Origin of the sequence: Streptomyces sp. NPDC021019 (assembly GCF_044333295.1) — a bacterium.
Taxonomy (GTDB): Bacteria; Actinomycetota; Actinomycetes; order Streptomycetales; family Streptomycetaceae; genus Streptomyces.
Map to the genome: position 1 here is coordinate 1,248,611 of NZ_JBIRQR010000001.1, position 22,019 is coordinate 1,270,629.

Genomic DNA, 22,019 nt, shown 5'->3' on the forward strand with positions numbered 1-22,019 from the left:
CGTCCGGGCCCTGGACCGGGTGACGGTCCTGTCCAGGGCCGCGTCGTCAACGTCGATCCGGGTCATGGGCATGCTCGGCCGCCCTTCCTGTGGGTCATGTACGGGAAATGGCATGTGACCGACATTCCTCTCAGGAGGCGCTTCCGGCCTTAGGCTGCCGCTATGTGCGGAATCGTGGGTTATGTCGGGATGCAGTCGGCGCAGGACGTCGTCGTAGCAGGACTCAAGCGCCTCGAATACCGGGGCTACGACTCGGCGGGCGTCGCCGTTCTCGCGGACGGCGGGCTCGCCGCCGCGAAGAAGGCGGGCAAGCTCGTCAATCTGGAGAAGGAGCTCGCCGCCCGGCCGCTGCCGGCCGGGCGGACCGGTATCGGGCACACCCGCTGGGCGACGCACGGAGCGCCCACCGACACCAACGCCCACCCGCATCTGGACAACGCGGGCCGGGTCGCCGTCGTGCACAACGGGATCATCGAGAACTTCGCGGCCCTCCGCCGCGAGCTGACCGGCCGCGGCCACGCCCTGGAGTCGGAGACGGACACCGAGGTCGTCTCGCATCTGCTGGCCGAGGCGTTCTCGGCCGGGGGAGACCTCGCGGAGGCGATGCGCCAGGTGTGCCGGCGACTGGAGGGCGCGTTCACCCTGGTCGCCGTGCACGCGGACCAGCCGGACGTGGTGGTGGGCGCCCGGCGCAACTCACCGCTCGTCGTGGGCGTGGGGCAGGACGAGTGGTTCCTCGCCTCGGACGTCGCCGCCTTCATCGCGCACACCCGGTCCGCCGTCGAGCTGGGCCAGGACCAGGTCGTCGAGCTGAGCCGCGAGGGCGTCGTCGTCACCGGGTTCGACGGGGAGCTCGCCGAGGTGCGCGCGTACCACGTCGACTGGGACGCGTCCGCCGCCGAGAAGGGCGGCTACGCCTCCTTCATGCTCAAGGAGATCGCCGACCAGCCCCGGGCCGTCGCCGACACCCTCCTCGGCCGGGTCGACGGGGAGGGCGCGCTCCACCTCGACGAGGTGCGCATCCCGGCCGCCGATCTGCGCGAGGTCGACAAGGTCGTCATCGTCGCCTGCGGAACCGCCTTCCACGCCGGGATGATCGCCAAGTACGCCATCGAGCACTGGACCCGGCTGCCCTGCGAGACCGAACTCGCCAGCGAGTTCCGCTACCGGGACCCGATCCTGGACCAGCGCACCCTCGTCGTCGCCATCTCCCAGTCCGGCGAGACCATGGACACCCTGATGGCGCTGCGGCACGCCCGCGAACAGGGCGCGAAAGTGCTCGCCATCTGCAACACCAACGGCTCGACGATCCCGCGCGAGTCCGACGCCGTCCTCTACACGCACGCCGGGCCCGAGGTCGCCGTCGCCTCCACCAAGGCCTTCCTCACCCAGCTCGTCGCCTGCTACCTCGTGGCGCTCTACCTCGGCCAGGTGCGCGGCACCAAATGGGGCGACGAGATCCGTACGGTGGTGCGCCAGCTCTCCGCGATCTCCGGCGAGGTCGACCGGGTCCTGGGGACGATGGAGCCCGTGCGCGAGCTGGCCCGGTCCCTGGCCCACCACGACACCGTGCTGTTCGTCGGCCGGCACGTGGGTTACCCGGTCGCCCTCGAAGGGGCGCTCAAGCTCAAGGAACTCGCCTACATGCACGCCGAGGGCTTCGCGGCCGGCGAGCTGAAGCACGGGCCGATCGCCCTCATCGAGGAGGGCCTCCCGGTCGTCGTCATCGTGCCGTCACCGCGCGGCCGTTCGGTCCTCCACGACAAGATCGTGTCCAACATCCAGGAGATCCGGGCCCGGGGCGCGCGCACCATCGTCGTCGCCGAGGAGGGCGACGAGGCCGTCGTCCCGTACGCCGACCACCTCATCACGGTCCCCGCAACGCCTACGCTGCTTCAGCCGCTGGTCGCCACCGTGCCGCTCCAGGTCTTCGCCTGCGAGCTCGCGACGGCCCGCGGCAACGAAGTGGACCAGCCGCGCAACCTGGCGAAGTCCGTGACCGTGGAGTGACCCGGGGCGCGCCCGGGCGACGAGGTGACAGGGGTGGGTTCGTGATCATCGGGGTCGGCATCGACGTGGCCGAGATCGAGCGCTTCGGCGCGGCGCTGGAGCGTACGCCCCAGCTGGCCGACCGGCTCTTCGTCGGAAACGAGTTGACGCTGCCCAGCGGCGAGCGGCGCGGAATCGCCTCGCTCGCCGCCCGGTTCGCCGCGAAGGAGGCCCTGGCCAAGGCGCTCGGCGCACCCGGCGGGCTGCTCTGGAGCGACGCGGAGATCTGGGTCGAGGAGAGCGGACAGCCCCGGCTGCGGGTACGCGGCACGGTCGCCGCCCGCGCCGCCGAACTGGGCGTACGGGGCTGGCACGTCTCGCTCAGCCACGACGCGGGGGTGGCGTCGGCGGTGGTCATCGCCGAGGGGTGAGCCCCGTGGTGCCACGCGGTGGCGGTCGCGCACGAGCAGCTCCCGCGCGGTGGGCGTACGGCGTGCGGGGGTGGCGTCGGCCTCCGTGATCGCGGAGGGTGGGACCCATGCGACGTGCCTACAGCGTGGAGACCGTACGGGCCGCCGAGGCCGCCCTCATGCAGCGGCTGCCGGAGGGCGCCCTCATGCGGCGCGCCGCCGCCGGGCTCGCCGTGGCCTGCGGCGACCTGCTGCGGCGCAACGGCCGCGTGTACGGGTCCCGGGTCCTGCTCCTGGTCGGCAGCGGCGACAACGGCGGCGACGCGCTGTACGCGGGCGCCCGCCTGGCCCGCCGGGGCGCGGGCGTCCGGGCCCTGCTGCTCGCCCCCGACCGGGCCCACCCCGGCGGCCTCGCCGCGCTGCTGGCGGCCGGGGGACAGGTCGTCGACGGGCCGGACGGGCTGGGCGTGCTCGACCTCGTCGTGGACGGCATCACCGGCATCGGCGGGCGGGGCGGGCTGCGCGAGGACGCCACCGGGCTGCTGCACACGGTGACCCGGGACCGTACCCCGGTCCTGGCCGTCGACCTGCCGAGCGGGGTGGAGGCCGACACCGGGGAGGTGCACGGGGACGCGGTCCGCGCGGACGCGACGGTCACCTTCGGCACCTACAAGCCCGGCCTCCTGATCGACCCGGCCGCCGAACACGCCGGGGCCCTGCGGCTGGTGGACATCGGGCTCGGCCCGGAACTGCCCGAGCCGCCGGACCTGGAGGCCCTCCAGTACGCGGACGTCGCCGCGCTGCTGCCGGCGCCGGGTCCGGAGAGCGACAAGTACCGGCGCGGGGTCGTCGGCGTCGTCGCCGGCTCCGAGCGCTACCCAGGCGCAGCGGTCCTCGCGGTCGCGGGCGCGCTGCGCGGCGGGGCCGGGGCCGTGCGGTACGTCGGACCGGGCGCGGACGCGGTGATCGCCCGCTATCCCGAGGCGCTGGTGCACGCCGGGCCGCCGTCGGAGGCCGGACGCGTGCAGGCCTGGGTGGTCGGGCCCGGGCTCGGCGACGGGCGGAGCGCGGAGGCGGCCGTCGCCGAGGTGCTGGCCGCCGACGTCCCCGTGCTCGTCGACGCGGACGGGCTGCGGCTGCTGGACGCGGAGACCGTGCGGACCCGGACCGCCCCGACCGTCCTCACCCCGCACGCGGGGGAGGCCGCGGCCCTGCTCTCCACGGCCCGCGAGGAGGTCGAGGCAGGGCGGCTCGCCGCGGTGCGCGAACTGGCCGCCCGCTACCGCGCCACCGTGCTCCTCAAGGGCTCCACGACCCTGATCGCGGAGGCTCGCGACACCCCCGTACGGGTCAACCCGACCGGCACGTCCTGGCTCGCCACGGCGGGCAGCGGCGACGTGCTCTCCGGGCTGACGGGGTCCCTGCTCGCGGCCGGACTCGCCCCGCGTGACGCCGCGTCCGTGGGCGCGTATCTGCACGGGCTCGCCGCCCGCCACGGCTCCGACGGGGCCCCGGTCTCCGCGCAGGACGTCGCGGACGGCATCCAGGCCGCCTGGCGCGACGTGCGGGCGGGGTGAGGAGGGGGCCATGCTGGAACCCCGACGGAAGGGCGGTCCAGGCGGTGAGCGAACCCGTACCCGTACGCAGGGTCTACGACCCGCCGGAGGACGGCGACGGCACCCGCGTCCTCGTCGACCGGCTCTGGCCCCGGGGCGTCTCCAAGGAGCGGGCCGCGATCGACGTGTGGCTGAAGGACGTCACCCCCTCGGACGAACTGCGCTCCTGGTACCACCAGGACCGCTCCGGCGCGCGCCACGACGCCTTCGTCGAGCGCTACCGCGCCGAACTGGACGACCCGGCGCACACGGAGGCCGTCGAGCGGCTCGTCGGCCTGGTGCGCGAGGGCGGTCCCGTCACGCTGATCACCGCCGTCAAGGACGTGGCCGACAGCCATGTCCCGGTCCTGGTCGACCACGTCAAGCATGTGATGAAACGTACATAGGGTCATATATCGGCGTGCACCGCCGGGGAGGCGGCCGACGCCTCTGAGAGACTGGGCGCGATGAACGAGACAGCGTCCCTGAGAGCCCGTGCCGAGATCGACCTCGCCGCGCTGCGCGCCAACGTGCGCGTCCTGCGCGAGCGTGCGGCCGGGGCGCAGCTCATGGCCGTGGTGAAGTCCGACGGTTACGGGCACGGGGCCGTGCCCTGCGCGCGGGCCGCCCGCGAGGCCGGGGCGACCTGGCTGGGAACCGCGACCCCGCAGGAGGCCCTCGCCCTGCGCGCGGCCGGACTCGACGGCCGGATCATGTGCTGGCTGTGGACGCCCGGGGGCCCCTGGCGCGAGGCGATCGAGGCCGACATCGACGTGTCGGTCAGCGGCATGTGGGCGCTGCGCGAGGTCGTCGCGGCCGCCGACGGGGCCGGCCGCCCGGCCAGGATCCAGCTCAAGGCCGACACCGGCCTCGGCCGGAGCGGCTGTCAGCCCGCCGACTGGCCCGAGCTGGTCACCGAGGCGCTGGCCGCCGAGCGGGCCGGGCGGGTGAGGGTCACCGGCCTCTGGTCGCACTTCGCCTGCGCCGACGAGCCCGGCCACCCCTCGATCGCCGCCCAGCTCGGCGTCTACCGCGACATGGTGGCGTACGCCGAGAAGGAGGGCGTGGAGCCCGAGGTGCGGCACCTGGCCAACTCCCCGGCCACGCTCACGATCCCCGAGGCGCACTTCGACCTCGTGCGGACCGGCATCGCGATGTACGGCATCTCGCCCGCCCCCGAGCTGGGCACGCCCGCCGACTGCGGGCTGCGGCCCGTGATGACGCTCGCCGCCTCCGTCGCCCTGGTCAAGGACGCCCCGGCCGGACACGGCGTCAGCTACGGCCACCACTACACGACGACCGCCGGGACGACCCTCGGCCTGATCCCCGTCGGCTACGCGGACGGCGTCCCGCGCCACGCGTCGGGCACCGGCCCCGTCCTGGTCGGCGGGAAGGTGCGTACGGTCGCGGGCCGGGTCGCCATGGACCAGTTCGTCGTCGACCTCGGCGGCGACCGGCCGGAGGCGGGCGCGGAGGCGGTGCTGTTCGGGCCGGGCGACCGGGGTGAGCCGACCGCGCAGGACTGGGCGGAGGCCGCCGGCACCATCGCGTACGAGATCGTCACCCGCATCGGCTCCCGGGTGCCCCGGGTGTACGTGAACGGGACGGCCGATGAACCGACCGGGGGCGTGCCGCGGTGAGCGAGAGCGACGCGGGGGCCGTGGTGGCCGCGACCGCCGCCGGCGCGGCCGGCTGGCGCCGGGCCGGGATCGCCGGAGCCGCCATAGGGGTGCTCGCCGCCGGTGCGGCCGCCGGGGTCGCCGTCGAGCGGCTCACCGTCGGGCGCGGCATGCGCAAGAAGGCCCGCCTCGCGCTGGACGCCACCGGGCCCTACGGCTCGCTGCGCGGCACGCCGGGCCGGGCCGTCGCCGACGACGGCACCGAGCTGTACTTCGAGATCGACGAGGTGGAGGACGCCACGGCGGCGGACGACGAGGGCCCCGGCGCGTCCGGTACCCGCCGTCGTCGGCTCTTCGGGCGCAAGGCCCCCGCCCCGGTCACCGTCGTCTTCAGCCACGGCTACTGCCTCGGCCAGGACTCCTGGCACTTCCAGCGGGCCGCCCTGCGCGGCCTCGTACGCGCCGTCTACTGGGACCAGCGCAGCCACGGCCGCTCCGGGCGCGGCCGGGCCCAGGCGGACGGGGTGCCGGTCGGCATCGACCAGCTCGGCCGCGATCTGAGGGCGGTCATCGACGCGGCGGCCCCCGAGGGCCCGCTGGTGCTGGTCGGGCACTCCATGGGCGGCATGACGATGATGGCGCTGGCCGACCAGTACCCGGCCCTGGTCCGCGACCGGGTCGCCGCCGTCGCCCTGGTCGGCACCTCCAGCGGCAAGCTCGGCGAGGTCAACTTCGGGCTGCCGGTGGCGGGCGTGAACGCGGTGCGCCGGGTGCTGCCCGGGGTGCTGAAGGCGCTCGGCTCGCAGACGGAGCTGGTGGAGAAGGGGCGGCGGGCCACCGCGGACCTCTTCGCCGGGCTGATCAAGCGGTACTCGTTCGGCTCGCGGGACGTGGACCCGGCGGTCGCCCGGTTCGCGGAACGGCTGATCGAGTCCACCCCGATCGACGTGGTCGCCGAGTTCTACCCGGCCTTCACCGAGCACGACAAGAGCGGTGCGCTGCCCGCGTTCGGGGACGTGCCCGTGCTGATCCTGGCCGGGGAGAAGGACCTCGTCACCCCCAGCTCGCACAGCGAGGCCATCGCCGACGTCCTGCCCGACGCCGAGCTGGTGATCGTGCCGGACGCCGGGCACCTGGTGATGCTGGAGCACCCGGAGACGGTCACCGACCGGCTGGCCGACCTGCTCGTACGCAGCGGCACCGTGCCGGGCGCTAACGTTGGCGGACATGGAAGCACCGCACAGCGGCCCGGCCGCTGAGACCGTTCCGGAGACAGCGGGGACGACCGTTCCCGAGCCCGCCGGGGCCGTACCCGAGGCCGTGACGGTGACGCTCACCGTCACCTCGCCCGAACAGATGCAGGACCTGGGGCGCAGGCTCGCCCGGGTGCTGGCCCCCGGCGACCTGGTCATGCTCACCGGGGAGCTGGGCGCCGGCAAGACGACGCTGACCCGGGGCCTCGGCGAGGGCCTGGGCGTGCGTGGCGCGGTCACCTCGCCCACGTTCGTCATCGCCCGTGTCCACCCCTCGCTGACCGGGGGCCCCGCCCTGGTCCACGTCGACGCGTACCGCCTGGGCGGCGGGCTCGACGAGATGGAGGACCTGGACCTCGACGTGTCGCTGCCGGAGTCCGTGGTGGTCGTGGAGTGGGGCGACGGCAAGGTCGAGGAGCTGGCCGACGACCGGCTGCGGGTCCTCATCGACCGTGCGACGGGCGACACCGACGACGAGCGGCGCGAGGTGACCCTGGTCGGCATCGGGGCGCGCTGGGCGGGGCTGCGGGCGGATCTGCCGTAACGCGGCCGGCCCTCCGCAGCGGCCCGTCCTCCGGCGCCGCCCGCCCCCTCCGACACCACCCGCTCCGCCGCCGTCCTTCACGAGACCTTCCCGACAGTGCGTCGGTAAACTGTTGCGCGGGGGGCCGTGGCCGTGGTCACATGGGTACGAGACGTGGTTAGGTCAGCCTAACCACGCCCTCCATCGGAGCACCAAGGAGGCAATCCATGCCGACGCCCGACCGCGCGGCGCAGCCGCGACCGACTCCGTCCGCCCTGTCGATGAAGGACCTGCTGGCCTCGTGCGCCGCGGCCACCGCGGTCTCCACCCCGCCGAGCGACGTGCCGGATCCATCCGAGGCGGCGGACCGGGAACGGGACGAGGAGAGCGCCCACGGGAAAGCCGTCCGGGAGCGGGCGGCGTAAGCCTCCTGAGCCGCCCTACGGGACGACGACGACCTTCGCGCCGACCGTCGCGAACGTCCACATGGCGTTGCCGTCCGCGCGCTTCATCCGGACGCCGCCGGTCTTCGACGTCGGGTCCGGGCTGGCCATCGAGCCGTCCTGCGCCGCGCTGAAGCCGACCACCACCCCGTCCACGTCCGCGAAGCGGACCACGTGCTCGATCGGGACGCCGTCCGAACCCTGGACCTCGCCCGAACGCGAGGTGACCTTGTGGACCCCGGGGGGCGGGCTGACGGGGCTCGGCATCACGGTGAAGGTGCGGATCGCCTCGTCTGACTCGTCGACCAGCCACACCCGGCGGTCCTTCAGCGCGTACACGACGCGCTCGCCCTCGCCGGACGCGGCCGGTACCGCCAGCGGGTCGGCCTCGGGTTTCGGCTTGGCGGAGGGCTGGGCCGAGGCCGAGGCGGCGGGCTTCTTCCCAGGCGTGGACGCCACCGAGGCGGGGGCGTTCGCCGAGGCCTGGTAGGCGAGGAAGGCGACCGCGGCGACCGCCGCCGCAGTGAGCCCGGCCACGATTCCCGAGCTTCCCCTAGCCACCGTGAAATCCCCTTTCGACTGCCGTTGCCGCATGTCGTACAAGCGTTTACGTCGTACCCGCGGATACCCGGTGACGGTAGCAGCAGGGACGGGGCGGGCCGGGACGCCGTACGGACGCCGTAACGCCGTCGGCGGAGCCGTAGGCTGTTTGCGTGCTCTTGCTCGCCATGGATACCGCCACGCCCGCCGTCACCGTCGCCCTGCACGACGGCACGTCCGTCATCGCCTCCTCCGGACAGGTCGACGCCCGCCGGCACGGGGAGCTGCTGCTCCCCGCCGTCGACCGGGTCCTCGCCGAGGCCGGGACGGGGCTCGACGCCGTGACGGCCGTGGTCGTGGGCGTCGGCCCAGGCCCGTACACCGGCCTGCGGGTCGGCCTGGTCACCGCCGCCACCTTCGGATCCGCCCTCTCCGTGCCGGTCCACGGACTGTGCACCCTGGACGGCCTCGCGTACGCCGCCGGCCTGGAGGGCCTGGAAGGGCCGTTCGCCGTGGCGACCGACGCGCGCCGCAAGGAGGTCTACTGGGCGCGGTACGAGGACGCGCGCACCCGTACGGGCGAACCCGCCGTCGACCGGCCCGCCGACATCGCCGGGGCGCTGGCCGGGCTCCCCGTGGTCGGCGCGGGCGCGGTGCTCTACCCGGACGCCTTCCCGGACGCGCGCGGCCCCGAGCACGTCGCCGCCGGGGCGCTCGCCGGACTCGCCGCCGAACGCCTCGCCGCCGGACAGGAGCTCCTGGAGCCCCGGCCCCTCTATCTGCGCAGGCCCGACGCGCAGGTCCCGAAGAACTACAAGGTGGTCACCCCCACGTGAGCACCGCCACCGCCGCCGTACTGCGCGAGATGCGCTGGTGGGACATCGCGCCGGTGCTCGACCTCGAACACGCGCTGTTCCCGGACGACGCCTGGTCACCCGGGATGTTCTGGTCCGAGCTGGCCCACGCCCGCGGCCCCGGCGCCACCCGCCACTACGTCGTCGCCGAGGACCCCGCCACCGGGCGGATCGTCGGCTACGCCGGGCTCGCCGCCCTCGGCGACCTGGCCGACGTCCAGACGATCGCGGTCAGCCGCGAGGCGTGGGGCACCGGCCTCGGCTCCGAACTCCTCGCCGACCTGCTGAAGGGCGCCACCGACTTCGAGTGCGCCACGGTCCTCCTGGAGGTCCGGGTCGACAACACCCGGGCGCAGAAGCTGTACGAGCGCTTCGGCTTCGAACCGATCGGCTTCCGGCGCGGCTACTACCAGCCGGGGAACATCGACGCCCTGGTCATGCGCCTGACCATGCAAGAGCAAGCAGTGCACGAGCACGCACCAGAGACCGGGACTGAATGATGGCTGTCGACGAACCCCTCGTACTCGGCATCGAGACCTCCTGCGACGAGACCGGCGTGGGCATCGTGCGCGGTACGACCCTGCTCGCGGACGCCGTCGCCTCCAGCGTCGACACCCACGCCCGCTTCGGCGGCGTCGTCCCGGAGATCGCCTCCCGCGCCCACCTGGAGGCGATGGTCCCCACCATCGAGCGGGCCCTGAAGGAGGCCGGGGTCAGCGCCCGGGACCTCGACGGGATCGCCGTCACCTCGGGCCCCGGGCTCGCCGGAGCGCTGCTCGTCGGCGTCTCGGCCGCGAAGGCGTACGCGTACGCGCTCGGCAAGCCGCTCTACGGGGTCAACCACCTCGCCTCGCACATCTGCGTCGACCAGCTGGAGCACGGCCCGCTGCCCGAACCGACGATGGCCCTGCTGGTCAGCGGAGGACACTCCTCGCTGCTCCTGGCCCCCGACATCACCAGCGACGTCCGGCCGCTCGGCGCGACGATCGACGACGCGGCGGGCGAGGCGTTCGACAAGATCGCCCGGGTGCTGAACCTCGGCTTCCCCGGCGGCCCGGTCATCGACCGGCTCGCGAAGGAGGGCGACCCGGCCTCGATCGCGTTCCCGCGCGGCCTGACCGGCCCGCGCGACGCCCCGTACGACTTCTCCTTCTCCGGGCTCAAGACCTCCGTCGCCCGCTGGATCGAGGCGAAGCGCGCGGCGGGCGAGGAGGTGCCGGTGCGGGACGTGGCGGCGTCCTTCCAGGAGGCCGTGGTGGACGTGCTCACCCGCAAGGCGGTCCGGGCCTGCAAGGACGAGGGCGTCGACCACCTGATGATCGGCGGCGGCGTCGCGGCCAACTCCCGGCTGCGCGCCCTGGCCCAGGAACGCTGCGAGCGGGCCGGTATCCGGCTGCGGGTGCCGCGCCCCGGGCTCTGCACCGACAACGGGGCGATGGTCGCGGCGCTCGGCGCGGAGATGGTCGCCCGCAACCGCCGTCCCTCCGACCTGGAGCTGTCGGCCGACTCCTCGCTGCCGGTCACGGAGCCGCATGTGCCGGGGGCCCACCATGAGCACACGCACGAGCACACGCATGACCACGTGCACGAGATCAGCAAGGACAACCTGTACTCATGAGCGCCGCGACCATCGTCCTGATGTGGGAGGCCCGAGCCGCCGAGGGACGCGGCGGCGAACTCCTGGAATGGGCGCGGGCACGGGCCGCCGAGCTGGCCCGCGAACCCCACCGCAGCGAACTGCTGCGCGCCCCGCAGGACCGGGTGCTGGTGATGACGTGGTGGCAGGGCGCCTCGTACGGCGACGACCTCCCCGAACTTCCCGAGCCCGACGCCGCCCTGATCACCCGCCCGGTGCACCGCTGGCGCTTCGAGGCGGTGGGCTGAGCCGCACCTCCGCCGGAGTCCTCAGGCCTTCGCGCCCCGCGTCCCGCGCCCGAGCAGGCCGTCCACGATCGCGTCGAGCTCCTCGACGGTCCCGTAGTCGGCGGCGTACTCCCGCCAACGGTCCTTGACCTCGGTGAGCCGGGGCAGCTCCGCCGCGTCCTGCTCGGTGACCATCTCCGGGAAGAACTCGCGGCGCGACGGGTTCTCCGCCCGGCGGGCCGCCGCCCTGCGGAAGACCAGGTCCCCGTAGACGTAACTCCAGATCGTCCGGTACGCCCGCACCGAGCGGGCCGGGGAGAGGCCGCAGGCGAGCGCGCAGTCGATGATCTCCTCCACCATCCACAGCGCGTCGCGGTCGGTCAGCTCGCCCAGCGCCAGGATGTCCAGCACCCAGGGGATCCGGCCGATGACCTCGTGCATGTGCGCGGCCACCGCCACCAGCCGCTCGCGCGGGTCCTCGGGCAGCTCCGGGCGCGGGAACGCCGCCGCCGTGCCGGACAGGGTGAGCATGAGCAGCTCGTCCTTGTCCTGCACGTAGTGGTAGAGCGCCATGGGCGTGCTGCCCAGCTCTTTCGCCACCCGCCGCATGGACAGCGCGGCCAGGCCCTCCTCCTCGACGATGCGACGCGCGGTGGCGACCATCACCTCCGGGTCCAGCCGGCGGGGCCGCCCCACGGGCCGTCCCTTGGGCTGCCCGGACGCGCCCGGTCTGCCGCCCGCCGCCGGATTTTTCATCTTCTTCGTCTTCTCGGTCTTCCCGGTGCCTGACACCTGGGCATTCTCTCCTTCCGGGGCCGTGCTCCGGTCCGCCGCGGGACCCTCCCGATGCTGCGGCGCCTATTTTTTATACGTGTATGGTAATTCCTGGTCGAGGGAAGCGCGAAGGATGAGGGGGCGTCATGGGCGGCGCGGGGAAGAGCGGGACGGGAAGAGGTCCCGGGGGCGGGGCGGCGGGCGCGCCGGGCGTGGAGGCCGCCGGGGGCACGGGGGAGCGGCACGCGCGGTGGCTGCTGGTGGTGGCGCTCACGGTGCAGTTCCTGGTGTCGCTGGACATGTCCGTGGTGAACGTCGCGCTGCCCGACATCCGCGGCGACCTCGGATTCGGCGGGGAGGGGCTGCTGTGGGTCGTCAACGCGTACGCCCTCGCCTTCGGCGGGCTCCTCATGCTCGGCGGGCGGCTCGCCGATCTGGCCGGTCCGCGCCGGGTCCTGACGGCGGGCCTGGTGCTCTTCGGCCTCGCCGGCCTGGCCGGCGGGCTCGCCTGGTCGCCCGGGTCGCTGGTGGCGGCGCGCGCCGTCCAGGGCGTCGGCGCGGCGGCCCTCGCTCCGGTGGCGTTCGCCCTGATCACCCTCGCCTTCCCGGCCGGGCCCGCCCGGTCCCGGGCGCTCGGTCTGTGGGGCATGGCGGGTGCGGCGGGCGGCGCGGTCGGGGTGCTGGCGGGCGGGGTGCTCACCGACGCGACCGGCTGGCGGTCCGTGATGCTGGTCAACGTGCCGATCGTCGCCTTCGCGCTGGCCGCCGCCGCGCGCACCGGACCCGTCGGCGGGGGGCGTCGGGCCGGGGCGCGGCTGGACGTGGCCGGGGCGCTGCTGGTCACGGCCGGGACGACGCTGCTGGTCCTCGGCCTGGTGCGGACCTCGGACCACGGCTGGGGCTCGGCGACCACGCTCGCCTCCCTCGGCGCGGCGGTGATCCTGCTGGCCGCCTTCGTCGCCGTCGAACTGCGGACCGCCTCCCCGCTGCTCCGGCCCGGCCTGCTGAAGGGGCGGCCGGTGCTGACCGCGAACCTGTTCTGCCTGCTGCTGGCCTCGGCCCAGTTCGGCGCTTTCTACTTCGTCTCGCTCTCCATGCAGCTGGTCCTCGGGTTCGGGCCGACCGCCGCCGGGTTCGCGTTCCTGCCGTTCTGCGTGGGCATCGTCGCGGGCTCGATCCTCGCCACCCGCGCGGTCGCCGCGCTCGGCCTCCGGCGGCTGATGGCGGTGGGCGCGACGCTGGCGGCGCTCGGCATGGCCTGGTTCGCGACGACCGCCACGGTCGACGGCGGCTTCCTCGTCTCCATCCTCGGCCCGTCGCTGCTCTGCTCCTTCGGCATAGGGCTCTGCTTCGTCCCGCTCGGCACGGCCGCGACGACCGACGTGGCCCCCGGCGAGACCGGCATGGCCTCGGGGCTCCTCAACAGCTCGCGGCAGGTCGGCGGCTCGCTCGGCCTCGCGGTCCTGGTCACCGTCGCCGCGCACGTCACCGGCGGCTCCACCGAGCTCACCGAGCTGTCCTCGGGGTACGCGGCCGCGTTCTGGGCCGCGGCGGGTCTCCTGGCGGCGGCCGCGCTGGCCGCGTACGTCCTGCTGCCGGCGGAGCGGAAGGCCCCCGGCGGGCCGGCGGCCGCGGAGCGGGGCCGGGGCGCCGAGCGGGAGGACGACGCCGCCTCCCGCTGAGGCCGTGCGGACGCAGCCTCCCGCTGAGCCCGCGTGGGTGGGGGGCGGCGGGTCCGGGCGTGTCCGATGAGTCCGGGCGGCGGGCCGGGTCTACCTTCCACGACGTCCGGACCGGCCGGCCCGGACGCGTGGACGGCCCGACGAGGAGAAGACCATGCAGAAGATCACCCCCTGTCTCTGGTACGACGGCAAGGCCAAGGAGGCGGCCGAGCACTACGTCGCGATCTTCGGCGGGGACTCCCGCATCCTGGACGTCACCCACTACGGAGAGTCCGCCCCGGGCGGGACGGGCTCCGTGCTCACCGTGGGATTCCGGCTCGCGGGCCAGGAGTACATCGGTCTCAACGGAGGCCCGCAGTTCTCCTTCACCGAGGCGATCTCGCTCTCCGTGGACTGCGCCGACCAAGCCGAGGTGGACCGGTTCTGGGACGCGCTCTCCGAGGGCGGCGAGGAGGGGCAGTGCGGCTGGCTCAAGGACAGGTTCGGGGTCTCCTGGCAGATCGTGCCGAACGAGCTGCCGCGCCTGCTGGCCGACCCGGACCCGGCGAAGGCGGACCGGACCATGAAGGCGATGCTCGCCATGGGCAAGCTGGACATCCAGGCGCTGCGCGACGCCTGAGCCGCCGGGCTCGCTCCGGACGACGGGACCGTTCCCGATAGTGTCTGGTCCATGTCAGAGCGCCCCTCCCTGCCCCCGCCCCCGCCTCCCGTGGAGATCCGGAGCTGGCCGGACCGCGAGGCGATGCTCGCCGACCGGGCGCTGATCCTGCGCGCGCTGGTGGGGATGCACCTGGGGCCGGGACGGCTCGGTGTGCTGGTGATGTGGGCCGGGATCGCCGCGTTCGGCTGGCTGCTCGTGGGGTCCGGACTCGTCATGTTCGAGCAGGCGTCGGCGGACTTCTTCAGCGGGATCGCCGGAATCCTGTCCCTGCTCCTCGGGGCCGGGGCGCTGATACCGGCGGTCGTCCTCGCCTCCCTCTACGTCGCCCGGGACCGGGAGATCCGCGCGCTGCTCGTGGAGTGGGGCGCGCTGGACCGGGACCCGGAGCGCGACCGGGAGCTGCGGCTGCCCGGGATGAGTCTGGTCTGGCTGCTGCTGTCGTTCGCCCTGGCGGCGGGCGGGCTGGCGCTCTGCGTGATCGGCCCGGCGAGCGCCCGGCCCGGCGACGACTCGTACGGCATGGTCGCCCTGATCATGGGCCTCGGCATGGTCGCCTGGCTCACCGGACTCATCGGCGCCGTCAAGGCGTCGACGCACCGTCGCTGGGTGCTGCGCGTCCTGACGGCGCCCGCCCCGCTGGACGCCCCGGCCCGCCGCTGACGCCCCGGTTCAGTCCAGCGGATGCCCGATCAGCATCGTCGGAGCCCCCGCCACCCGGGTCAGGAACACCGTCGCCGCGTGCGGGCCGCTCAGCTTCATCCGGCGACGCAGCTCCTCCGGCTCGACCGCCGAGCCGCGCTTCTTGACGGTCAGTACGCCGATCTCCCGCTCCCGCAGCAGTGCCTTCAGCTTCTTCATGTTGAACGGCAGCCGGTCGGTGATCTCGTACCCGGAGACGTACGGGGCGGAGTACCGCGTGTCGCTCGTGACGTACGCGATCGTCTCGTCCACCAGCCGCCCGCCGCACCGCTCCACGATGTCGGCGACCAGATGCGCCCGGATCACCGCGCCGTCCGGCTCGTACAGATAGCGCCCGACCGGGCCCACGGGCGGGGCGGGCAGCGGCGCCGGGGCGGTCAGGGTCGCCCCGGAGGGCAGCAGCGTGGCCCGGAACGCGCCGGGCTCGAAGCCCTCCCCGTACCAGAGCACCGCCTCCTTCACATCGCCGCCGTCCGAGATCCACTCGGCCTCCGCCTCCGGGCCGATCGCGTCGTGGGGGACGCCCGGGGCGATCTTCAGCGCCGCCCTCGGGGCCTTCAGCGCGGCCGCCGCCGCCCAGGACAGCGGCGGCGAATACGCCTCCGGATCGAAGATCCTGCCGCGTCCGCCGCGCCGTGCCGGGTCGACGAAGACCGCGTCGTACGGGGAGGTGTCGATCTCCGTGACGTCGGCGCACCGCACCTCGATCAGATTCTCCAGGCCGAGCGCCTCGGCGTTGGCGCGGGCCACCTCGGCGGTCAGCGGGTCGCGGTCCACGGCCAGGACGGAGATTCCCGCGCGGGCCAGGGCGAGGGCGTCGCCGCCGATGCCGCAGCACAGGTCGGCCACGCTCCGCACGCCGAGCCCGGCGAACCGCGCGGCGCGGTGGGCGGCGACGGAGGTGCGGGTGGCCTGCTCGACCCCGTTGGGAGTGAAGTACATCCGGTAGGCGTCCTCGGCCCCGAACTTGGCCACCGCCCGCTGCCGCAGCCGGGCCTGGCCCAGGGCCGCCGAGACCAGCTCCGCCGGGTGCGTGCGGCGCAGCCGGGTCGCGGCGGCCAGCTCGTCGGCGGGATCGTGGTCGCGCAGCTCGGCCAGCAGCTGCTCGCCCTCGGGGGTGCGCAGCGCCGCGAAGGCGGCGCGGGCGGGGTCGTCGTCCGGGGCGGAGGGGGTCGTCGCGTTCACCCGGTCCATTGTGGCCGCTGCGCCGGGTGCCGTTTCCCGCACCGCTGAAGGCCGCTGTGGGCCGGCCGGGGGACGGCGCCGGTCCGCTCGCGGTGTCGGGGCGGGCGGCGGGCCGACGGCTGGCAGGATGCGGCGCCATGCAGCTAGTACGACAAAACGAAAAAGTAGCCAAGAAGTGGTACAGGACGGGCACCGTCGTGCTGGCGGCCCTGCTGGCCGCCGCAGTCGCCTCCGGGTGCGCGGCGGAGACGGGTGGCAGCGGCACGGGAGCTCCCGGCGGGCCCGCGAACCCCGCCGCCGGCCGGCCGGGCGAGGCCGCTCCGAAGGCCGGGCCCGCCCGCGCCCTGGACACCTACGCCGAGGCGCTCGGGAAGAAGCAGGCGGCGCGGGCCGTCGCCGCGAAGAAGTGGGGACTGGCCAGGACTCCGCTCGCGGCCCCCGAGCCGCCGAAGGTGAAGCCGCGCATCACCACCCGCAAGGGCTTCGAGGTGCGGGACGACGCCGGGCTGCCGCCCGTCTTCACCACCGTCCCGACCAAGGAGAAGATCGTCTTCCTGACGATGGACGACGGGGCGGAGAAGGACCCCGAGCTGCTGCGGATGATGACCGAACTGGACATCCCGTACAGCGCGTTCCTCAGTGACTACGTCATCAACGACGACTACGGCTACTTCGAGGAGATGCAGAAGCGCGGGGTGACGATCAGCAACCACACGCTCAACCACCGCTATCTGCCCGGTCTCTCCGCCGGCGAGCAGAAGCGGGAGATCTGCGGTCAGCAGGAGAAGATCCTCAAGCACTACGGGAAGCGGCCCACCCTCTTCCGCCCGCCCTACGGCAACTACAACCGCGACACCCTCGTCGCCGCCAAGTCCTGCGGGATCACCGCCGTGCCCCTGTGGTCCTCGGAGGCCTTCCCCGACCACATGGAGTGGCGTGAGTGGGACCGGGACCTGCACCCCGGCGACATCGTCCTCACCCACTTCCGGGGCAAGGACGACTGGAAGGGCTCGATGCCCGACATGATCCGCCAGGTCATGAAGACCATCACCGACAAGGGGTACGCGGTGGCGAAGCTGGAGGACTACGTCTGAGCCGCGTCCTCGTCTCCGGCGGGTGACGTCGTCCGGCGGCGATCCGGCAGGGAGCCCCGACGGGGGCGGCGCGAGGGTGGTGAATTGGCACTCCGCTTGACCGAGTGCTAATCGCGGTCATAGTCTCAGGTCTGGCACTCCCCCCTGGAGAGTGCCAGCAGCACTCTGCGCGACAGGGCAGGTCCGGCACCCGCGACGACGGGCCGGTCAGGTCGCCGACCACAGACTGTTAAACCCCGTGAGATCTCCGAAGGGGGAGACCGGATCGTGTCGACCACCAGCTCCAAGGTTGCGATCAAGCCGCTCGAGGACCGCATTGTGGTCCAGCCGCTCGACGCCGAGCAGACCACGGCTTCCGGCCTGGTCATTCCGGACACCGCGAAGGAGAAGCCCCAGGAGGGCGTCGTCCTCGCTGTGGGCCCGGGCCGCTTCGAGAACGGCGAGCGACTTCCGCTCGACGTCAAGACCGGCGACGTCGTCCTGTACAGCAAGTACGGCGGCACCGAGGTGAAGTACAACGGCGAGGAGTACCTCGTCCTCTCGGCCCGCGACGTTCTCGCGATCGTCGAGAAGTAACTCACCCACGTTTGCTTGTGTTCTGCGCCCCTGGCCCCCTGCGAGATAACTAGCCGGGCGGCGAGGGGCGCAGTTCATTTTGAGAGGGAACACAGCCCATGGCGAAGATTCTTAAGTTCGACGAGGACGCCCGTCGCGCCCTTGAGCGCGGCGTCAACAAGCTTGCCGACACGGTCAAGGTGACGATCGGCCCCAAGGGCCGCAACGTCGTCATCGACAAGAAGTTCGGCGCTCCCACCATCACCAACGACGGTGTCACCATCGCGCGCGAGGTCGAGCTCGACGACCCGTACGAGAACCTCGGTGCCCAGCTCGTCAAGGAGGTGGCGACCAAGACCAACGACGTAGCGGGCGACGGCACCACCACCGCGACCGTCCTGGCCCAGGCGCTCGTCCGCGAGGGCCTGCGCAACGTCGCCGCCGGCGCCTCCCCGGCCGCCCTGAAGAAGGGCATCGACGCCGCGGTCAAGGCCGTGTCCGAGGAGCTCCTCGCGACCGCCCGTCCGATCGACGACAAGTCCGACATCGCCGCCGTGGCCGCGCTCTCCGCGCAGGACACCCAGGTCGGCGAGCTCATCGCGGACGCGATGGACAAGGTCGGCAAGGACGGTGTCATCACCGTCGAGGAGTCCAACACCTTCGGTCTGGACCTGGAGTTCACCGAGGGCATGGCCTTCGACAAGGGCTACCTGTCCCCGTACATGGTGTCCGACCAGGAGCGTATGGAGGCCGTCCTCGACGACCCGTACATCCTGATCCACCAGGGCAAGATCGGCTCCATCCAGGAGCTGCTCCCGCTCCTGGAGAAGGTCATCCAGGCCGGCGCGTCCAAGCCGCTCCTGATCATCGCCGAGGACGTCGAGGGCGAGGCGCTCTCCACCCTCGTCGTCAACAAGATCCGTGGCACCTTCAACGCCGTCGCGGTGAAGGCCCCGGGCTTCGGCGACCGCCGCAAGGCCATGCTCGGTGACATCGCCACCCTCACCGGCGCGACCGTCATCGCCGAGGAGGTCGGCCTCAAGCTCGACGGCGCCGGCCTCGACGTGCTGGGCACCGCCCGCCGCGTCACCGTCTCCAAGGACGACACGACCATCGTCGACGGCGGGGGCAACTCCGACGACGTCAAGGGCCGTGTCAACCAGATCAAGGCCGAGATCGAGTCCACGGACTCCGACTGGGACCGCGAGAAGCTCCAGGAGCGCCTCGCGAAGCTGGCCGGCGGCGTGTGCGTCATCCGTGTCGGCGCCGCCACCGAGGTGGAGCTCAAGGAGAAGAAGCACCGCCTCGAGGACGCCATCTCCGCGACCCGCGCCGCAGTCGAGGAGGGCATCGTCTCCGGCGGTGGCTCCTCCCTCGTCCACGCCGTGAAGGTCCTGGAGGGCAACCTCGGCAAGACCGGCGACGAGGCCACCGGTGTCGCGGTCGTCCGCCGCGCCGCCGTCGAGCCGCTGCGCTGGATCGCCGAGAACGCCGGCCTGGAGGGTTACGTCATCACCTCCAAGGTCTCCGAGCTCGACAAGGGCCAGGGCTTCAACGCCGCCACCGGCGAGTACGGCGACCTGGTCAAGGCCGGCGTCATCGACCCGGTCAAGGTCACCCGCTCCGCCCTGGAGAACGCCGCGTCCATCGCGTCGCTGCTGCTCACGACCGAGACCCTGGTCGTCGAGAAGCCGGCCGAGGACGAGGGCGACGCCGGTCACGGCGGCCACGGCCACTCCCACTAGTACGGCCCGCACCGCTCGGTACGCCGTTCGGTACGCCCGAGGCCCGGCGCCCCCACCCGTCACGGGGGCGCCGGGCCTCGGTGCGTTCCGGCCGGTCACGCCATGCGCCGGACGCTCGTGGAGCCGCTCCCGTACGGCCACCCGTACCGCATCCGTACGCCGCACAGCGGCCGGGTGCGGCGCTACCGCGGACCGTACTTGCGCCCCGTCCGCGACGTGACCCCACCGAGCAGCCCGCGCGGAGCGACCTTCACCAGCCCCATCAACGCCTTGTAGCGCGGATCCGGGATCGACACCGTCTTCCCCCGGGCCAGATCCGTCAGCGCGGACGCCACCAGCTTGTCCGCGTCGAGCCACATCCAGCCGGGGATGTTGTCCGTGCCCATCCCGGCCCGCTCGTGGAACTCCGTCCGCACGAATCCGGGGCACAGCACCATCAGCCGCACCCCCGACCCGGCCAGATCCCGCGCCGCGCCCTGGGTGAACTGCACGACCCACGCCTTGGACGCCCCGTACGTACCGCGCGGCACGAACGCCGCGACCGACGCCACGTTGACGACCCCGCCCCGGCCCCGCTCCTTCATCCCGGTGACGGCCGCCGAGGTCAGCCGCAGCACCGCCTCGCAGTGCACCTTCAGCATCGTCAGCTCATCGGCCATGGACACCTCCAGGAAGCGTCCCTTGTTGCCGAACCCGGCGTTGTTGACCAGCAGGTCGACCGGGTGCGTGCGGTCCGCGAGCCGCTTCTCCACCGCTTCGAGCCCGCCCTCCGTGGACAGGTCGGCGCTCAGCACCTCGGCCTCGATGCCGTGCCGGTCGTGCAGTTCGGTGGCCTGCTCGCGCAGCCGCGCGGTGTCCCGCGCCACCAGCACCAGGTTGTGCCCCTGGGCCGCGAGCCGCCGCGCGAACGCGGCCCCGATGCCCGCCGTCGCGCCCGTGATCAGTGCAGTCGTCATACGCCGCACGTTAGTGCCCCGCATGACCGGGCGGCGCACCCGCCCGCTGCCCCTTGTCCACCACCACGAACTGGCCCATCATCCCCTCGTCCTCATGGGACAGCAGATGACAGTGGTACATGTACGGGGTGTCCGGATCGGACGGCCCGTCGAACCGCAGGGCGATCCGCACCGTCGAGCCCACCGGCACCGCCACCGTGTCCTTACGGCCCCGCAGCGCCGGCTCCGGCCGCCTCCCGTCCACGGTCAGGACCCGGAACTGCACGTCGTGCACATGGAAGTTGTGGGTCATGTCGCCGCCGTTGCGCAGCGTCCAGAGCTCCGTCGTCCCCCGGACGACGGTCTCGTCGATCCGGTCCATCGCCATCGGCCGCCCGTTGATGCCCGACCTGCGGAGCTCGAAGTGACGGCCGCGCACGGCGTCGCCGGCCTCCGGCAGCTCCAGCCCCTCGTCCCCGGCCAGCCGGGCGGGGACGGCGGGGGAGGGGCGCAGCCGCTCGGCCGCCCGCAACTGGAGCACGTCGAAGGAGTCGTCGCCCCCGTTGAACCGCCGCTCCCAGCCGTCCCCGTCCCGCCACGGGTAGCTGCGCAGCACCGTCCGCTCGCCCGGCCGCACCGTCACGACGACCTCCGCCCGCTCACCCGGCGAGAGCTGTATCCGGTTCATCGGGGCCGGCGCGTCCAGCAGCCCGCCGTCCGTCCCCACCAGGGCGAAGGAGCGGTCGTCGTCGAAGCCGAAGGTGTAGACGCGGGCGGTCGACGCGTTCAGCAGGCGCAGCCGTACGCGCTCGTCGCCGACCTCGGCGTACGGGTCGAGCGTGCCGTTGACCATGGTCCGCTCCCCGAGGAAGCCGGTGTTGGCCAGGAACCCGTGCCCGTGGTCGAGGTCCGCGCCGTCGAACGTGACGTCCTGCACCATCACCGGCAGGTCGTCCACCCCGTACGTCTTCGGCAGGGCGAGCCGTCCGGAGCGCTCGTCGTCGAGCAGGAACATCCCCGCGAGACCCTTCCGCACGTGCCGTTCCGTCGCGCCGTGCGGATGCGGGTGATACCAGAGCGTCGACGCCGGCTGGTCGACCTTCCAGCGCGAAGTCCAGGTGCCGCCCGCCGCGACCGCCTGGTGCGGTCCGCCGTCCATCGCGGCGGGCAGGTGCATCCCGTGCCAGTGCACGCTGGACGCCTCGTCGAGCGTGTTGCGCACCCGGACCTTCACCCGCTCGCCGCGCTCCGCCCGCAGCGTCGGCCCCAGATGGCCGCCGTTGAACCCCCAGGTCGGGGTCGCCGTGCCCTTCCGGAACTCCGTGTTCCCCGCCCGCATCCGCAGGTCGAAGACGCGTGTACCGTCCTCGTCCACCGTCGAGGGCGCGAGCGGCGGCACCGCCAGCGCGTTGTCGAAGCGGACCTTGCCCACCGTGCTGATGTCCGAGCTCGTCCACAGCCACGCGAACGAGCCGCCGACGGCCGCCACGAACACGCTCACCACCACGGCCAGCGAGATGAGCACCCGCTTCAACCGCCGTCGTGCCCTGGTCTTCTCCATGCTCACGAGCATTCCGGGCCGACCGCCCACCGGGCATGG

The 22,019-nt window shown here is 73.3% G+C and carries 23 protein-coding genes; 18 read left to right on the forward strand and 5 right to left on the reverse strand.

From position 1 onward, the window contains the following. Positions 1 to 162: 162 nt before the first annotated feature. The 8 genes from glmS (at position 163) to ACH4RG_RS05940 (ending at position 7,814) form a co-directional block, all read left to right on the forward strand. The gene (gene glmS / locus ACH4RG_RS05905) at positions 163 to 2,010 is read left to right on the forward strand and encodes a glutamine--fructose-6-phosphate transaminase (isomerizing) (RefSeq protein ID WP_397919957.1); all 1,848 of its coding nucleotides are present in this window, start codon (positions 163 to 165) and stop codon (positions 2,008 to 2,010) included. Positions 2,011 to 2,051: 41 nt separating this feature from the next. Continuing rightward, positions 2,052 to 2,420 (forward strand): holo-ACP synthase, encoded by a 369-nt coding sequence (locus ACH4RG_RS05910; protein ID WP_397919959.1) that lies wholly within the window; start codon positions 2,052 to 2,054, stop codon positions 2,418 to 2,420. A gap of 107 nt (positions 2,421 to 2,527) precedes the next feature. Further along, the gene (locus tag ACH4RG_RS05915; protein ID WP_397919961.1) at positions 2,528 to 3,976 is read left to right on the forward strand and encodes an NAD(P)H-hydrate dehydratase; all 1,449 of its coding nucleotides are present in this window, start codon (positions 2,528 to 2,530) and stop codon (positions 3,974 to 3,976) included. A gap of 44 nt (positions 3,977 to 4,020) precedes the next feature. Next, on the forward strand, positions 4,021 to 4,401 hold the full coding sequence (locus ACH4RG_RS05920; RefSeq protein WP_397919963.1) for a DUF488 domain-containing protein: 381 nt from the start codon (positions 4,021 to 4,023) through the stop codon (positions 4,399 to 4,401). A 60-nt stretch (positions 4,402 to 4,461) separates the two neighbouring features. Next, a complete protein-coding gene (gene alr, locus ACH4RG_RS05925; RefSeq protein WP_398539165.1) occupies positions 4,462 to 5,634 on the forward strand; it encodes an alanine racemase in 1,173 nt (390 codons plus the stop codon). After that, entirely contained in the window at positions 5,631 to 6,872 is a 1,242-nt protein-coding gene (locus ACH4RG_RS05930; RefSeq protein ID WP_397919967.1) for an alpha/beta fold hydrolase, read from the forward strand. The genes alr and ACH4RG_RS05930 overlap by 4 nt, the downstream gene beginning before the upstream one ends. Next, entirely contained in the window at positions 6,841 to 7,410 is a 570-nt protein-coding gene (gene tsaE, locus ACH4RG_RS05935) for a tRNA (adenosine(37)-N6)-threonylcarbamoyltransferase complex ATPase subunit type 1 TsaE (protein WP_397919969.1), read from the forward strand. Before ACH4RG_RS05930 ends, tsaE begins: the two co-directional genes overlap by 32 nt. A gap of 206 nt (positions 7,411 to 7,616) precedes the next feature. Beyond that, a complete protein-coding gene (locus tag ACH4RG_RS05940) occupies positions 7,617 to 7,814 on the forward strand; it encodes a hypothetical protein (RefSeq protein WP_397919971.1) in 198 nt (65 codons plus the stop codon). A gap of 15 nt (positions 7,815 to 7,829) precedes the next feature. Here the strand turns inward: ACH4RG_RS05940 and ACH4RG_RS05945 are convergent, their stop codons facing one another. Continuing rightward, positions 7,830 to 8,426, reverse strand: coding sequence for a hypothetical protein (locus tag ACH4RG_RS05945; RefSeq protein WP_397927784.1), 597 nt, complete (start codon positions 8,424 to 8,426; stop codon positions 7,830 to 7,832). A gap of 134 nt (positions 8,427 to 8,560) precedes the next feature. Here ACH4RG_RS05945 and tsaB point away from each other — a divergent pair, with 134 nt between their 5' ends. From tsaB to ACH4RG_RS05965, 4 genes are read left to right on the forward strand one after another with little or no spacing between them, the layout of a single operon-like run. Further along, entirely contained in the window at positions 8,561 to 9,208 is a 648-nt protein-coding gene (gene tsaB, locus ACH4RG_RS05950; RefSeq protein ID WP_397920564.1) for a tRNA (adenosine(37)-N6)-threonylcarbamoyltransferase complex dimerization subunit type 1 TsaB, read from the forward strand. 29 nt (positions 9,209 to 9,237) lie between these two features. Then, a complete protein-coding gene (gene rimI / locus ACH4RG_RS05955; protein WP_397920566.1) occupies positions 9,238 to 9,726 on the forward strand; it encodes a ribosomal protein S18-alanine N-acetyltransferase in 489 nt (162 codons plus the stop codon). Then, entirely contained in the window at positions 9,726 to 10,844 is a 1,119-nt protein-coding gene (tsaD, locus tag ACH4RG_RS05960; RefSeq protein ID WP_397927785.1) for a tRNA (adenosine(37)-N6)-threonylcarbamoyltransferase complex transferase subunit TsaD, read from the forward strand. The genes rimI and tsaD overlap by 1 nt, the downstream gene beginning before the upstream one ends. Next, positions 10,841 to 11,110 (forward strand): hypothetical protein, encoded by a 270-nt coding sequence (locus ACH4RG_RS05965; protein WP_018960254.1) that lies wholly within the window; start codon positions 10,841 to 10,843, stop codon positions 11,108 to 11,110. The genes tsaD and ACH4RG_RS05965 overlap by 4 nt, the downstream gene beginning before the upstream one ends. A 21-nt stretch (positions 11,111 to 11,131) precedes the next feature. Here ACH4RG_RS05965 and ACH4RG_RS05970 read toward each other — a convergent pair whose 3' ends face one another. Next, a complete protein-coding gene (locus tag ACH4RG_RS05970; protein WP_398539166.1) occupies positions 11,132 to 11,881 on the reverse strand; it encodes a TetR/AcrR family transcriptional regulator in 750 nt (249 codons plus the stop codon). Between the two features lie 128 nt (positions 11,882 to 12,009). On the opposite strand from ACH4RG_RS05970, the gene ACH4RG_RS05975 reads away from it, so the two are divergent. From ACH4RG_RS05975 to ACH4RG_RS05985, 3 genes are all read left to right on the forward strand, one after another. Next, a complete protein-coding gene (locus ACH4RG_RS05975; protein WP_397919979.1) occupies positions 12,010 to 13,545 on the forward strand; it encodes an MFS transporter in 1,536 nt (511 codons plus the stop codon). Between the two features lie 154 nt (positions 13,546 to 13,699). After that, positions 13,700 to 14,164, forward strand: coding sequence for a VOC family protein (locus ACH4RG_RS05980; RefSeq protein ID WP_397919981.1), 465 nt, complete (start codon positions 13,700 to 13,702; stop codon positions 14,162 to 14,164). Between the two features lie 51 nt (positions 14,165 to 14,215). Then, entirely contained in the window at positions 14,216 to 14,866 is a 651-nt protein-coding gene (locus ACH4RG_RS05985) for a hypothetical protein (RefSeq protein ID WP_397919983.1), read from the forward strand. A 9-nt stretch (positions 14,867 to 14,875) separates the two neighbouring features. Here the strand turns inward: ACH4RG_RS05985 and ACH4RG_RS05990 are convergent, their stop codons facing one another. Next, positions 14,876 to 16,099 (reverse strand): methyltransferase domain-containing protein, encoded by a 1,224-nt coding sequence (locus ACH4RG_RS05990; RefSeq protein WP_397919985.1) that lies wholly within the window; start codon positions 16,097 to 16,099, stop codon positions 14,876 to 14,878. 128 nt (positions 16,100 to 16,227) lie between these two features. On the opposite strand from ACH4RG_RS05990, the gene ACH4RG_RS05995 reads away from it, so the two are divergent. The 3 genes from ACH4RG_RS05995 to groL all read left to right on the forward strand — a co-directional run bounded on the left by ACH4RG_RS05995 (position 16,228) and on the right by groL (position 19,484). Beyond that, on the forward strand, positions 16,228 to 17,184 hold the full coding sequence (locus ACH4RG_RS05995) for a polysaccharide deacetylase family protein (RefSeq protein ID WP_398161475.1): 957 nt from the start codon (positions 16,228 to 16,230) through the stop codon (positions 17,182 to 17,184). Positions 17,185 to 17,451: 267 nt separating this feature from the next. Further along, complete coding sequence (groES, locus tag ACH4RG_RS06000; RefSeq protein WP_003966899.1) at positions 17,452 to 17,760, forward strand: co-chaperone GroES; 309 nt, start codon at positions 17,452 to 17,454, stop codon at positions 17,758 to 17,760. A 98-nt stretch (positions 17,761 to 17,858) separates the two neighbouring features. Beyond that, complete coding sequence (gene groL, locus ACH4RG_RS06005; RefSeq protein WP_397919989.1) at positions 17,859 to 19,484, forward strand: chaperonin GroEL; 1,626 nt, start codon at positions 17,859 to 17,861, stop codon at positions 19,482 to 19,484. Between the two features lie 182 nt (positions 19,485 to 19,666). Here the strand turns inward: groL and ACH4RG_RS06010 are convergent, their stop codons facing one another. Beyond that, positions 19,667 to 20,440, reverse strand: coding sequence for an SDR family NAD(P)-dependent oxidoreductase (locus tag ACH4RG_RS06010; protein ID WP_397927788.1), 774 nt, complete (start codon positions 20,438 to 20,440; stop codon positions 19,667 to 19,669). Positions 20,441 to 20,450: 10 nt separating this feature from the next. After that, positions 20,451 to 21,980 carry a multicopper oxidase family protein gene (locus ACH4RG_RS06015; RefSeq protein WP_397919993.1) on the reverse strand — a complete coding sequence of 510 codons (1,530 nt, stop codon included), beginning with the start codon at positions 21,978 to 21,980 and terminating at the stop codon, positions 20,451 to 20,453. Between the last annotated feature and the right edge of the window lie 39 nt (positions 21,981 to 22,019).

What these genes read in the sequence shown, in the direction of transcription:
- glmS (WP_397919957.1), top strand. Translation starts at nt 163, where the DNA reads ATGTGCGGAATCGTGGGTTATGTCGGGATGCAGTCGGCGCAGGACGTC.
- ACH4RG_RS05915 (WP_397919961.1), top strand. Translation starts at nt 2,528, where the DNA reads ATGCGACGTGCCTACAGCGTGGAGACCGTACGGGCCGCCGAGGCCGCC.
- alr (WP_398539165.1), top strand. Translation starts at nt 4,462, where the DNA reads ATGAACGAGACAGCGTCCCTGAGAGCCCGTGCCGAGATCGACCTCGCC.
- tsaE (WP_397919969.1), top strand. Translation starts at nt 6,841, where the DNA reads ATGGAAGCACCGCACAGCGGCCCGGCCGCTGAGACCGTTCCGGAGACA.
- ACH4RG_RS05940 (WP_397919971.1), top strand. Translation starts at nt 7,617, where the DNA reads ATGCCGACGCCCGACCGCGCGGCGCAGCCGCGACCGACTCCGTCCGCC.
- ACH4RG_RS05945 (WP_397927784.1), bottom strand. Translation starts at nt 8,426, where the DNA reads ATGCGGCAACGGCAGTCGAAAGGGGATTTCACGGTGGCTAGGGGAAGC.
- tsaB (WP_397920564.1), top strand. Translation starts at nt 8,561, where the DNA reads ATGGATACCGCCACGCCCGCCGTCACCGTCGCCCTGCACGACGGCACG.
- rimI (WP_397920566.1), top strand. Translation starts at nt 9,238, where the DNA reads ATGCGCTGGTGGGACATCGCGCCGGTGCTCGACCTCGAACACGCGCTG.
- tsaD (WP_397927785.1), top strand. Translation starts at nt 9,726, where the DNA reads ATGGCTGTCGACGAACCCCTCGTACTCGGCATCGAGACCTCCTGCGAC.
- ACH4RG_RS05965 (WP_018960254.1), top strand. Translation starts at nt 10,841, where the DNA reads ATGAGCGCCGCGACCATCGTCCTGATGTGGGAGGCCCGAGCCGCCGAG.
- ACH4RG_RS05975 (WP_397919979.1), top strand. Translation starts at nt 12,010, where the DNA reads ATGGGCGGCGCGGGGAAGAGCGGGACGGGAAGAGGTCCCGGGGGCGGG.
- ACH4RG_RS05980 (WP_397919981.1), top strand. Translation starts at nt 13,700, where the DNA reads ATGCAGAAGATCACCCCCTGTCTCTGGTACGACGGCAAGGCCAAGGAG.
- ACH4RG_RS05985 (WP_397919983.1), top strand. Translation starts at nt 14,216, where the DNA reads ATGTCAGAGCGCCCCTCCCTGCCCCCGCCCCCGCCTCCCGTGGAGATC.
- ACH4RG_RS05990 (WP_397919985.1), bottom strand. Translation starts at nt 16,099, where the DNA reads ATGGACCGGGTGAACGCGACGACCCCCTCCGCCCCGGACGACGACCCC.
- ACH4RG_RS05995 (WP_398161475.1), top strand. Translation starts at nt 16,228, where the DNA reads ATGCAGCTAGTACGACAAAACGAAAAAGTAGCCAAGAAGTGGTACAGG.
- groL (WP_397919989.1), top strand. Translation starts at nt 17,859, where the DNA reads ATGGCGAAGATTCTTAAGTTCGACGAGGACGCCCGTCGCGCCCTTGAG.
- ACH4RG_RS06010 (WP_397927788.1), bottom strand. Translation starts at nt 20,440, where the DNA reads ATGACGACTGCACTGATCACGGGCGCGACGGCGGGCATCGGGGCCGCG.
- ACH4RG_RS06015 (WP_397919993.1), bottom strand. Translation starts at nt 21,980, where the DNA reads ATGGAGAAGACCAGGGCACGACGGCGGTTGAAGCGGGTGCTCATCTCG.